Source organism: Geobacillus sp. CX412, assembly GCF_027942335.1.
Taxonomy (GTDB): Bacteria; Bacillota; Bacilli; order Bacillales; family Anoxybacillaceae; genus Parageobacillus_B; species Parageobacillus_B toebii.
Window position 1 is genome coordinate 2,408,161 of record NZ_CP103461.1, and the last position, 12,271, is coordinate 2,420,431.

The following is a 12,271-nucleotide window of genomic DNA, read 5'->3' on the forward strand; positions in this document are numbered from 1 at the left end:
GATGCGGCCTCCTTTTTTGCAAACGCTTACGCTAATCCGCAATGTTTGTTACTTGGATAATATGCGGCAACGCTGTCAGTTCATCAATCACTGTTTGATCAATCGGCTGATCTATTTCAATGGTCATCAACGCTTCTTTTCCTTTTTCTTTCCGTGACACTTCCATATGTCCAATATTAATCGCATATTTCGCTAAAACATTCGCCACCGACGCGATCGCCCCGTACCGGTCATTATGCATAATGAGCAATGCCGGATGATGGCCAGACAACTTCAACTCAAATCCGTTTAACTCGATAATCTCGATTTTTCCACCGCCAATGGAAATACCGACAAGTTCCAATTCCCCTTTTTCATCTCCAATGCGCACTCTCGCAGTGTTAGGATGATGAGGAATCGCATCTTCTTCATAAAAAGTGACTTCCATTCCTTCTTGTTTCGCAATTTCAAGCGAATAAGGAATTCGCTCATCAAATGTATCGAAATCAAGAAGGCCACCAACAATGGCTACATTGGTTCCATGCCCTTTATACGTTTGCGCAAAAGAGCCGTAAAAAGAAATATGTGCCCATTTCGGTTTTCTGCCAAATAAGCTGCGCGCCACTCTCCCGATTCGCGCCGCTCCCGCTGTATGCGAACTCGACGGGCCAATCATAATCGGTCCGATAATATCAAAGACGCTTTTATATTTCACATTTTCACTCCCTTAATATTACAATAAAATAGAAGGGGAACTCCCCTTCTACTATTCTAACATAATTTATTCAACAGAAAAGATAAATGGATATAACGGCTGTTTTCCGTTATGCACTTCCACTTCTACGTCCGGATATGTTTCCTCAATATAAGAAACAATTGCTTCGACTTCCTCTTCTGTTGCTTCTTCCCCATATATCATTGTAACGATTTCACTATCTTCATCAATTAGCGTATTAAGCAGCTGCTTCGTCACCGAAAGCTTGTCTCTTTCCGCCGCAACGATTTTATTATCAGCAAGACCCATATAATCGTCTTTTTCAATCTCCACCCCATCGATCGTTGTTCCCGTACTGAAAACGTAACTTGTCCTGTTTTGACACGCGACAAGGCGACCGTCATTGCTTTTTCATTTTGTTCCTCAGAAAGTGATGGATTAAACGCCAGCAATGCCGACATCCCTTGAGGGACTGTTTTCGATGGAATGACGATCACCTTTTGGTTGACGACGGTCGCAGCTTGTTGTGCTGTCATAATAATGTTTTTATTATTTGGAAGCACGAATACTGTTTCTGCGTTAATGCTTTCAATTGCTTTTACGATATCCTCCGTGCTCGGGTTCATCGTTTGGCCGCCTTCAATGACAACGTGTGCGCCGATGCTTTTAAACAGCTCGGCAACGCCGGATCCCATCGCTATTGTCACAATTCCATATTTCTCTTTTTGTTTCGCCTTCGATGCGCTCGAAGCAGCATTGCGTTCTTGATTTACTATATTTGCGTGCTGTTGGCGCATATTTTCAATTTTAATGTTTATTAAACTTCCGTATTTTTGTCCATATGTCAGTACTTCGCCAGGCTGTTCTGTGTGAATATGCACTTTTACAAGTTCATCATCAGCAATGACTAATAATGAGTCACCGAATCGGCTTAAATCTTGACGAAACGCTTCTTCAGAGAATGGATGTTTTTGCAATTTATCTCGTTCAAACCGTACCATAAATTCGGTACAGTAACCAAACTCAATTTCATCCGTATCGATATGGCTTTGTGCACTTTTATGATGTTCAGCATTGATTAATTCTTGCATCGAGACTTCTATAGGCTTTCGATCAGCAACATTTTCCCCTTTTAATGCGCTCAAAAATCCTTCATATACGTAGACAAGCCCTTGACCGCCGCTATCGACAACCCCCACTTCTTTTAATACCGGCAATAATTCAGGTGTGCGTTGCAAAGACGCCTTCGCTTCCTTCACTACCTCTTCCATCACAATGGCAATGTCTTGTTCTTTTTTTGCGATTTCTACCGCCCGCTTCGCCGCGTCTTTCGCTACGGTCAGTATCGTGCCTTCCACCGGCTTCATTACCGCTTTATAAGCGGTGGTGACACCTGCTTCAAGCGCAGCAGCAAATTCCGCACTATTAATTTCTTTTTTCGCTTCCACCGCTTTCGCAAAACCACGAAACAATTGCGATAAAATCACTCCTGAATTTCCGCGTGCTCCCATCAATAGCCCTTTTGCTAATGCACTGCCGACTTTTCCAATATGATCAGAAATGTTATTTTTTACTTCCTTTGCACCAGAAGTCATCGATAAATTCATATTCGTGCCTGTATCGCCATCCGGAACCGGAAAGACGTTCAGCGCATCGACCGCTTTTGCATTGTTGGATAAATGCGCCGCTCCTTGAAAGACCATTTCTGCAAACAGTCTTCCGTCAAGTATCCTAATTGTCACCTACTAACTCCTCCTTACTACGGATTCGTTACACGAACCCCTTGAACATAAATATTAATCGACTGTACAGAAAGCCCTAACATTTGATCAAGCGTATATTTCACTTTTGTTTGCACATTGTGAGCAACTTCAGAAATTTTCGTTCCATAGCTAACAATAATGTACATATCGATATGCACTTCCCCATTTTCTTCTCGGACAATCACACCTTTAGAAAAGTTTTCCCTCCGCAAAATTTCAGAAATTCCGTCTTTAATTTGATTTTTCGATGCCATTCCAACGATTCCGTAGCAATCGACCGCAGCGCCCCCTGCAATCATCGCAATTACATCATTGGAAATTTCGATTCTCCCGTATTTCGTTTGCAATTCAATGGACATGACAGTTCCCCCTTCGGAATTGTTCGCATAGCTACAGTCATTGTACTATAACGCTCTGCTTTTTAAAAGTTCTCCCATCGCCCACTAGTATTATTTAGCCGAAAATAAAAATATATGTCAAGGATATTTTCTTGAAAGATAAAACATCATATATTGAAATTTAACTGTTTGTATGGTAAATTATAATAGTGTTTTTTAGACTCACATCGGAATGCGGTACGAGTAAGGAGGGAAAAAAGATGGCAAAATGCTTTGTGACAGGAAAGAAAAAATCTTTCGGCAATTCACGTTCACATGCGATGAATGCAAATAAACGCACATGGAAAGTAAACCTTCAAAAAGTTCGTATTTTAGTCGACGGAAAACCAAAACGTGTATGGGTGTCTGCCCGCGCATTAAAATCTGGAAAAGTACAACGCGTTTAACGGACACCGCATAATAAAAAAGCACCAAAAAATTGGTGCTTTTTTATTATCCTTTTTTAAAGGAATTTAACATGGCACGCACAATTCCACCAAGAAATTTCGGTAATTTAATGGTATAAAATTTCATTCCGATTCCCTCCTCACTGCCATCATAACGGACTTTCCTTCATCTCTTTATAAGTATATTCCCTTCACTTTAAATCGTACCTACATCGCTACTTCTTATCATCATTAATATGCCTTTGGAAAATGAAAAAGTACCAGAAGATTGGATAAGTTCGTTACTAATACATAGTGTCGAACCTCGAAAAATATGACTATTTGTTAGCGGATATTTAAATCCATCCAACGTCATTCCTTTAATATCATTGGAAATCGGAATGTAAGAAACGTATCGATATCGTTCATCGTAAAAAACGGTGTACGTGCCTGGAAGATGGACAGTCACAATATTTTGTCTGTCGATCATCTCAATCGGTTTCCCTGCGTATTTGATCAGCAATTGAACATTGCCAAATAAATGGTCAAGGCGGCCGCCGGTTGCTCCAAAAATGCGGATTTTATCCGCTTCTTGCTGCACCGCCCAATCAAGCGCAATTTCCATATCGGTTTTATCTTTTTCCGCCGGCCATATATCAAGATCATCGAGTGTTTTTTGTAGTAATATAATCTCTTCCGTCGTCATGGAGTCAAAATCGCCAAACGCTTTTATCGGCCGGATTCCCGCTTCAAGCAGCGTCTTTGTTCCACGATCCACCCCGATCCATCGTACATGTTCTCCATCGTAACTAGCTAAAGAGGGAAGATGTTCACTCGGTCCGCCGCCGACAATATGAATAAACATACGTTTCTTCCTTTCTTGCTTACTCTAAAGCGGAAGGTTATACACCTTCCGCCTCATTTTCGCCACGAATGGCACGAATCGCCGCAGCACGGTCACGTTCATTATAAATAGCAGAACCAGCAACAAGCACGTTTGCCCCAGCCTCCATGCATAGGCGGGCTGTTTTGGCATTAATCCCGCCATCTACTTCAATTTCTACAAATCGTCCTCTTTCTTTCACCAGTTGCGCAACTTGTCGAATTTTTGGCAATACAGATGGAATAAATTTCTGTCCTCCAAATCCTGGATTAACTGTCATCAATAACACTAAATCAACATCATCGATAATATGTTGAATCATTTCTACCGGCGTATGTGGATTTAAGACAACTCCGGCTTTTACTCCTTGCTCTTTAATTAAATGAATCGTACGATGCAAGTGTGGGCACGCTTCCACATGAACGGATAAATAATCCGCTCCCGCCTTTGCAAAAGCAGGAATGTATCGGTCAGGCTGCTCAATCATTAAATGAACATCTAAAGGAAGCTTTGTAATGGGACGAATCGCTTCGACAATTAGCGGTCCGATCGTAATGTTCGGCACGAAATGGCCATCCATCACATCAACATGAATGTAATCGGCTCCACCTTGTTCCACGTCACGGATCTCCTCAGCAAGCCGCGCGAAATCGGCGGATAAAATCGATGGTGCAATTTTTACCATAGTTAATACCTCGGCTTTCGTTCTTTAATTTCTTCGACAAAACTAATGTAATTCTCATATCGGTAAGAAGGGATTTTACCCGATTCGACCGCTTCTCTCACAGCGCATTTTGGCTCCGCGATGTGCAAACATCCGCGGAATTTACATTCCTCGCTGCGCTCACAAAACTCTGGAAAATAAAGCGGCAGCTCTTCCAATTCTATATCATCAAGCTCTAACGCACTAAAACCTGGCGTATCAGCAACAAGGCCGCCGCCAATTTCCAACAATTCTACATGGCGGGTTGTATGTTTTCCACGTCCTAAATGTGTAGAAATATCATTGGTTTTTAACTGCAAATCCGGACGGAGCGCATTTAAAAGCGAGGATTTCCCGACGCCGGATTGCCCAGCAAAAACGGAAATATGCCCTTCTAAATATGAAAGCAACTGTTCTACTCCTAATTTGGTGATGGTTGACGTTTCAATGACATCATAGCCTATTTGCCGATAATCACGAATATATTGTTCCATTGTTGGTTTTGTCTGGTCGTCCACTAAATCCATTTTATTCACGACAATAATCGGACGAATATGTTTGGATTCGACAAGAACGAGAAAACGGTCGAGAAGTCTTGTGCTAAAATCTGGCTCCACTGCCGAAAACACTAAAATCGCTTGTTCTACGTTAGCGATTGGCGGACGAACGAGCCAGTTTTTTCGTTCGCGTATATTCATAATATATCCTTCTGTTTCGCTCGTCGCCTGAAACTCGACATGATCCCCGACAAGAGGAGTAATTTTCTGCTTTCGAAATACTCCTCTGCCTCGGCATTGAAACACCTTTCCTTCCGATAATACATAATAAAATCCGCTTAGCGCTTTAATAATCTTTCCTTCTGCCATAGCCTCACTCCTTTGTGACATTGTTTGGATATGGAATTGTTCCTTCATCCTTTACTACATTGTTTACAATGACACGATAATACGCCGTTTCCTTATATGGAATTTCAAATTCCACCGTCTCCGTTACCGGTGCGGTCAGACGGTATGTTTTATACGGCGTTGTCATATTATGTTTGGCATCTTGAATATATAATTGCGCTTCCATCACTTGTCCTTCTTCTTCCGGTTCATATGGAATTTCAATATCTTTTATCACCGTTTTCACAGGAAGCGTCTCCTTGCCGCGTGAAATAATTACTGTAATGGTATCGCCTTTATCTACTTTTTCATTGGCTGTAGGTGTTTGAGAAATAACGAGCCCTTCCGGAACTTTATCCGAATATTCGTATTTTACCTTCAAGTACAACTGTTGATCATCTACATAATCACGCACACTCTTTTCTGTATATCCCGTCAAGTCTTTCAACATAATTTTTTCCGGACCAAGGCTGACAGTGAAAATCACTTTTGTTTCTTCAGGAATGACTTTATCTCCTGCATAAGGAAATTGATCGATAATGGTACCAGGAGGCTTGTCGCTATAACGTTCATTGCGTGTAACATTCATAAAATTTTCGTTTTTCAGCTGTGCTTCCGCTGTTTCGATATCTTCGCCGATAAAATCGCCAAACTCTACTTTCTTTTTACCGATGCTTTTATAAATAATAACAGCAGATCCTTCCTTTACCATCATTCCTGCTTCCGGTTTCGTGCGTACAACCTTTCCTTCTGCGATTTCGTCATCCTCGACGTCAATCGTATCTTTAATCTCCAATCCTAGCGATGATAACTTTTCGACCGCCTCGTCATAATCTTCATTGACGACATTCGGCATTGTCACTTCTTTCGGAAAAATCAAATCGGGAATCCACGTAACAGCGCTCACCCCCGCTGCTGCAAGAAATAAAAATAACGCAGTAAGCCAAACAATCCATTTTCGCTTTTTCTTCGGTTTTGTTTCTTTTTTCTCTTCTTCCTTTTTTTCTTCGTAAACAATGGTTTGCTGCTCCAGCCCGGCGCTGACAAGGCTCTCTCTAATAACAGGAATCGCCTTTGTCGGTTCTTCATCATCGGCAGGAATCATAAATTTTTGCTCATTGACGCGTTCCGGATCTAAAGCCGTGCTGATATCCTCATTCATTTCCCTTGCCGAACGGTAACGATAAAACGGATCTTTCGCCGTCGCTTTTAAAATAATATTCTCGACACTTTGAGGAATACTAGGATTCCATGCTTTTGGAGAAGGAGTTTCCGCCTGCAAATGTTTGAGCACAATCGATACGGCAGACTCTCCAGAAAAAGGGAGCCGCCCTGTTACAAGCTCAAACATGACAATTCCTAGGGAGTAAATGTCGGATTTTTCTGTCGCAATTCCGCCTCGCGCTTGTTCGGGGGACAAATAATGAACAGAGCCAAGCACCGAATTTGTTTGCGTAATCGTAGTAGAACTACGGGCAACGGCAATCCCGAAATCAGTTACTTTTACATCTCCATTCTCATCAATTAAAATGTTTTGCGGCTTAATATCCCGATGAATAACCCCGTTTTCATGAGCGTGCGCAATCGCTGATGTTAATTGCTCCATAATATGAAGCGCCTTTGGAACCGGGAGGGGGGCGTGCTGATGAATATATTGTTTTAATGTATACCCGCGCACATACTCCATGACAATATAATAAATGCCTTCATCTTCTCCAACATCATAAATGGTGACGATATTTTCGTGATTCAAACTCGTTGCCGCCTGTGCTTCGCGGTGAAACCGTTTGATAAACTGTTCATCATTGGCAAAATCAAAGCGCAATACTTTTACGGCGACGTCGCGGTCTAAAATGATATCTCTCGCTAAATAAACATTTGCCATCCCACCGCCGCCAATTAAACTAATAATTTTATAGCGATCATTTAACCGTTTGCCGATGAGCATGCGGATCACCTACTTTCACGTTCCAATGAAAAATCAATAATTGCCAGCGTAATATTGTCTTCTCCTCCATGTTCATTTGCCAAGTCAATTAGCGCTTGCGCCTTGTGCTCGAGCGAGTCGTCTGATGTCAAAATATGTACCATCATTTGTTCCGATACTTTGTTTGACAAACCATCCGAACATAAAAGCAACATATCATGCTCATCGATGCTGATTGTCTTCATATCCAATTTCACTTCTTTTTCCGTGCCGAGCGCGCGCAACAAAACATTTTTACGCGGATGGTGTTCTGCATCTTCCTTTGAAATTTGCCCCGTTTTCACTAATTCATTGACGAGTGAATGGTCTTCCGTAATTTGCTGAAATCCATTTTTATTTAAAAGGTAACAACGGCTGTCGCCAATATGGCCGACCGTGACAAACTGGTCAGTGCAAATCGCGCTGACAATCGTTGTCCCCATTCCTTGGCATTCCGTATGCTTCAAGGAATGCTCGAATAAAATCCGGTTCACAGCCGCTACATGATCTTTCAACCATTGCTCTGCTATATCTGGAGAAGAGATGTGCTCTGACTGTTCCCATTCTTCTTTTAAATAGGAAATCGTCATTTCACTCGCAACATCGCCGGCGCGATGTCCCCCCATCCCATCTGCAACAACCGCCAAATAATGCCCGTCTTTATTTTGAAAAACTCCGCCGCTGTCTTCGTTGTGAGCCCGAATTTTACCAATGTCGGTTTGAAAAACGACTTTCATTATTTCACCTCGTCTCTTCTTTTCGCTCCTTCGCGCGAAGCTGCCCACATGCTGCGTCAATATCGTGTCCGTGTTCACGGCGAATCGTAACATTGATTCCATGTTTTTTTAATGCGCGTTCAAACGCAAAAATTTGGTCGCGCGGCGTCCGTACGTAATTTCGTTCCGGCACATAGTTTACCGGAATTAAGTTAACGTGGCATTTCAATCCTTTAATGAGCTCGGCTAGCTGTTCCGCGTGTTCGATTTGGTCATTGACTCCGCCAAACAATCCGTATTCAAACGTAACGCGTCGCCCTGTTTTTTCAATGTAATAACGGACAGCATCCATTAATTTTGGAAGCGGATATGCTTTATTGATCGGCATTAACTTCGTGCGCAGCTCTGTCGTCGGGGCATGTAGCGAAATCGCAAAATTCACTTGCATTCCTTCATCCGCAAATTGGTAAATTTTCGGGATGATCCCGCTTGTAGAAACGGTGATATGTCGTGCACCGATGTTCAACCCTTTTGAATGGTTGACGATTTTCAAAAATTTTATCAGCTCATCGTAATTGTCAAACGGCTCGCCGATTCCCATGACAACAATGCTGCTTACGCGCTCTCCTTGTTCATCAAGCGCTTTTTGTACTTTTACGACTTGCGCTACAATTTCTCCTGCTTCTAAATGACGCTTCAATCCGCCAAGCGTCGAAGCGCAAAATGTGCAACCGATGCGGCAGCCAACCTGTGTCGTTACACAAATGGAATTTCCATAATTGTGACGCATCAACACTGTTTCAATCGAATATCCGTCATGAAGTTCAAACAAAAATTTAATGGTGCCGTCTTTTGATGTTTGTTTCACTAACGTTTTTAATGTTGTAATATCGAAATGTTCGCTTAGTTTTTCACGTAACGTTTTCGGAAGGTTGGTCATCTCAGAAAAATCGGTTGCCCGTTTTTGATATAACCATTCATATATTTGCGTGGCACGAAATGGTTTTTCTCCTTGCTCGATGATCCAATCTTTTAACTGTTCGAACGTAAGTGAATAAATCGATGGATTGCGTGATACTGTTTCTTCTTTTTCTGTTTTGCAATATTCGTCTGTTCCAACGAAGCTACACCTTCTTTCGTAATGATGCGATAAAAAATCCGTCCGACCCAAAATAATGTGGAAGAAGATGCAGTTGCCCGTTGTGAACGTATGGTTGTACTTTTTCGGGCAACCGCAGTTTCATCGTTTCATCTGGTGAAAATTCTGGGTGATCGTCTAAAAATTGAGCAATGACCGCCTCATTTTCATCACGGTCAATCGTACATGTGCTATATACAAGCGTACCGCCCTTTTTTAACAATGGCGCAACTGCGTGCAAAATTTCACGTTGCAACGCCACAAGGGAAGGAATATCTGCTTCCGTTTTTGCATATTTAATATCTGGTTTACGGCGGATGACGCCAAACCCCGAGCACGGGGCATCAACTAAAATTTTATCAAACATCTCCCGCTCAAATACTTCGCCTAAACGTCTGCTATCAAGCACACGCGCAGAAATATTCGTAAGCTGCAGTCGTTTCGCATTCTCCTCGATTAAATTCACTTTATGTTCATGAATATCCGCACATATTACTTGTCCGGTGTTGTTCATTAACTCTGCGATATGGGTCGATTTTCCGCCCGGCGCAGCACAACTGTCAAGAACGCGCTCATGTTCTTTCGGTCCAAGCGCCCGTGCCACTAACATCGAGCTTTCGTCTTGAATCGTAATCCATCCGCGGCGAAACGCATCCGTGTGCGCAAGATTTCCTCTTTTCGCTTGAATCGCTTCCTCTGCCACCTCGCCGAGTACCACTTCCATTCCTTCTTGCTTGAGCTTGTCTATTGCTTCCTCGACAGTTATTCTTGCGGTATTCACCCTAGCCGTTTGCTTTGGCGGCAACAAGTTCGTTTCACACATCCGTTTTGTTTCTTCAAGTCCGTATTGCTCGACCCAGCGCTTGACAAGCCAGAGTGGATGGCTTGTCGCAACGGCTAGCCGCTCCACTTCATCTTCTATTTTCTCAAGAGGCGGCACCCCTTGACGTTGAATGGCGCGCATCACCCCGTTAACCAGCGAAGCGACCCCTTGATGCCCTCGTTTTTTCGCAATTTCCACCGCTTCGAAAATCGCCGCGCGGTCAGGGATGCGGTCTAAATACAATACTTGATAAAGGGTCAAGCGAAGAAGCACGCGAACCCACCGCTCTAGTTTGCGCGCTTTTTTCAAAAACGGGGTCAAATAATAATCGAGCGTATCCCGGCGCTGAATCGTTCCGTACACAATTTCCGTCAACAGCCGGACATCTCTTTCGGAAAGACGATGCGTCTCAATCATTTTATTTAATAATAAATTGCTGTACGCTTCTTTTTCTTCGACAGCCAACAATGTTTCCAAAGCGACTTCTCGTACGTTTTTAGCTTTCATGTTCATCTCCTAGCTTCATTCCAATAGTGAGATGGGCGCCGGCGCCGCGCAAAAATTGCGCCGCATTCATCCGTTTTTTCCCCGCCGGCTGCAATTCTGTAATTTTAATTGCCGTTTCATTGCCGGTCGCAACAACAATTCCATCCTGTACGATATCAATAATCGTTCCGGGTTCTGCTTTTTTCGGAGCCGGAACTTTTTCTCCCCACCAAACCTTCCATACATTTCCGGCAAACGTTGTATATGCAACTGGCCACGGGTGCAAGCCGCGTATATGGTTATAAATGTCTTCTCCCGGCTTTGTCCAATCAATCTTTTCTTGTTCGCGTTTAATATTATACGCATATGTTGCTTTTTCATCGTCTTGTTTGATTGGAGTTAATTTTCCAGCTACTAATTGCGGAATCGTTTCTGATAACAGTTTTGCCCCGGCAATGCTTAATTTATCATGAAGCGTGCCAACCGTATCGGTTTCGGTAATCGGTACTTCCACTTGTGTTAAAATATCGCCGGCATCGAGCTTTTCCACCATATACATAATCGTGACGCCTGTTTTTGTCTTTCCTTGCAAAATCGCATAATGAATCGGAGCGCCGCCACGCAATTCCGGAAGCAATGAAGCATGGACGTTAATGCAGCCGTATTTCGGAGCATCGAGCAATGCTTTCGGCAAAATTTGGCCAAACGCCGCTGTCACAATTAAATCTGGCTTGAACGCCAACACTTGTTCATATTGTTCTTTTTCACGAATTTTTGTCGGCTGCAATACCGGAATTCCGTGTTTTTCCGCTTCCACTTTGACAGGCGGCGGTGTCAACTCCCGCTTTCTTCCTTTCGGTTTATCCGGCTGTGTAACGACGGCAGCAATGTTATAGCCATCTTCTATTAGCTGCTTCAATATAGGAACAGAAAAATCCGGTGTTCCCATAAACACAACTTTTATCATCTTTCCATCATCTACCCTTCTAATTCCTCCGGATCGTAATAACGAATTACTTTCGAAGTAAACAATATTCCGTTTAAATGGTCGATTTCATGTTGAAGCGCGCGCGCTAAAAATTCGGTTGCTTCAAGCGTAAACACCCGACCGCGCCGATCTTGAGCACGAACTTTTACATAATTGGCGCGTTTTACTTCACCAAACAGCCCTGGAAAACTTAGACAGCCTTCCGGACCGATTTGCTCCCCGCGCGCTTCTATAATGCGCGGATTGATCAGTTCAATCCGGCCGTGCTTGTCACCGACATCAACAACGGCAATTTGTTTCGCGATTCCGACTTGAGGCGCGGCTAAGCCGACGCCGTCCGCATCTATCATTGTTTCATACATGTCATTTAACAGCTGAATAAGCTGACGGTCAAATTGTTTTACCGGTTCGCACACCGTTTCTAAAATATCCGCTGGGTATGTCACAATTGGTAAGATTGCCAA

At 43.0% G+C, this 12,271-nt stretch carries 13 protein-coding genes and 1 pseudogene; 1 reads left to right on the forward strand and 13 read right to left on the reverse strand.

The genetic code is table 11. From position 1 onward, the window contains the following. Nucleotides 1–31 precede the first annotated feature (31 nt). The 3 genes and pseudogenes from sdaAB to NXM86_RS12530 all read right to left on the reverse strand — a co-directional run bounded on the left by sdaAB (nt 32) and on the right by NXM86_RS12530 (nt 2,816). Nucleotides 32–694 carry an L-serine ammonia-lyase, iron-sulfur-dependent subunit beta gene (gene sdaAB, locus NXM86_RS12520; RefSeq protein WP_062753433.1) on the reverse strand — a complete coding sequence of 221 codons (663 nt, stop codon included), beginning with the start codon at nt 692–694 and terminating at the stop codon, nt 32–34. Between the two features lie 66 nt (nt 695–760). Further along, a pseudogene (locus tag NXM86_RS12525) lies at nt 761–2,397 on the reverse strand (DAK2 domain-containing protein). 56 nt (nt 2,398–2,453) lie between these two features. After that, nucleotides 2,454–2,816, reverse strand: a complete 363-nt coding sequence (locus tag NXM86_RS12530; RefSeq protein ID WP_015863406.1) for an Asp23/Gls24 family envelope stress response protein — start codon at nt 2,814–2,816, stop codon at nt 2,454–2,456. 239 nt (nt 2,817–3,055) lie between these two features. On the opposite strand from NXM86_RS12530, the gene rpmB reads away from it, so the two are divergent. Continuing rightward, on the forward strand, nt 3,056–3,241 hold the full coding sequence (rpmB, locus tag NXM86_RS12535) for a 50S ribosomal protein L28 (RefSeq protein WP_015863405.1): 186 nt from the start codon (nt 3,056–3,058) through the stop codon (nt 3,239–3,241). A 46-nt stretch (nt 3,242–3,287) separates the two neighbouring features. Here the strand turns inward: rpmB and spoVM are convergent, their stop codons facing one another. From spoVM to def, 10 genes are all read right to left on the reverse strand, one after another. Next, a complete protein-coding gene (spoVM, locus tag NXM86_RS12540; protein WP_003394991.1) occupies nt 3,288–3,368 on the reverse strand; it encodes a stage V sporulation protein SpoVM in 81 nt (26 codons plus the stop codon). A 69-nt stretch (nt 3,369–3,437) separates the two neighbouring features. Further along, complete coding sequence (locus tag NXM86_RS12545; RefSeq protein WP_081189366.1) at nt 3,438–4,085, reverse strand: thiamine diphosphokinase; 648 nt, start codon at nt 4,083–4,085, stop codon at nt 3,438–3,440. Between the two features lie 37 nt (nt 4,086–4,122). After that, a complete protein-coding gene (gene rpe / locus NXM86_RS12550; RefSeq protein ID WP_015863403.1) occupies nt 4,123–4,788 on the reverse strand; it encodes a ribulose-phosphate 3-epimerase in 666 nt (221 codons plus the stop codon). 2 nt (nt 4,789–4,790) lie between these two features. Beyond that, complete coding sequence (rsgA, locus tag NXM86_RS12555) at nt 4,791–5,672, reverse strand: ribosome small subunit-dependent GTPase A (RefSeq protein ID WP_015863402.1); 882 nt, start codon at nt 5,670–5,672, stop codon at nt 4,791–4,793. Between the two features lie 4 nt (nt 5,673–5,676). After that, nucleotides 5,677–7,638, reverse strand: coding sequence for a Stk1 family PASTA domain-containing Ser/Thr kinase (pknB, locus tag NXM86_RS12560; RefSeq protein WP_015863401.1), 1,962 nt, complete (start codon nt 7,636–7,638; stop codon nt 5,677–5,679). A 5-nt stretch (nt 7,639–7,643) separates the two neighbouring features. Then, the gene (locus tag NXM86_RS12565; RefSeq protein WP_015863400.1) at nt 7,644–8,393 is read right to left on the reverse strand and encodes a Stp1/IreP family PP2C-type Ser/Thr phosphatase; all 750 of its coding nucleotides are present in this window, start codon (nt 8,391–8,393) and stop codon (nt 7,644–7,646) included. 4 nt (nt 8,394–8,397) lie between these two features. Beyond that, complete coding sequence (rlmN, locus tag NXM86_RS12570; protein ID WP_498959039.1) at nt 8,398–9,432, reverse strand: dual-specificity RNA methyltransferase RlmN; 1,035 nt, start codon at nt 9,430–9,432, stop codon at nt 8,398–8,400. 64 nt (nt 9,433–9,496) lie between these two features. After that, nucleotides 9,497–10,840 carry a 16S rRNA (cytosine(967)-C(5))-methyltransferase RsmB gene (gene rsmB / locus NXM86_RS12575; protein ID WP_062753437.1) on the reverse strand — a complete coding sequence of 448 codons (1,344 nt, stop codon included), beginning with the start codon at nt 10,838–10,840 and terminating at the stop codon, nt 9,497–9,499. After that, nucleotides 10,830–11,786 (reverse strand): methionyl-tRNA formyltransferase, encoded by a 957-nt coding sequence (fmt, locus tag NXM86_RS12580; RefSeq protein WP_015863397.1) that lies wholly within the window; start codon nt 11,784–11,786, stop codon nt 10,830–10,832. Before fmt ends, rsmB begins: the two co-directional genes overlap by 11 nt. 11 nt (nt 11,787–11,797) lie before the next feature. Then, nucleotides 11,798–12,271, reverse strand: coding sequence for a peptide deformylase (gene def / locus NXM86_RS12585; protein ID WP_062753439.1), 474 nt, complete (start codon nt 12,269–12,271; stop codon nt 11,798–11,800).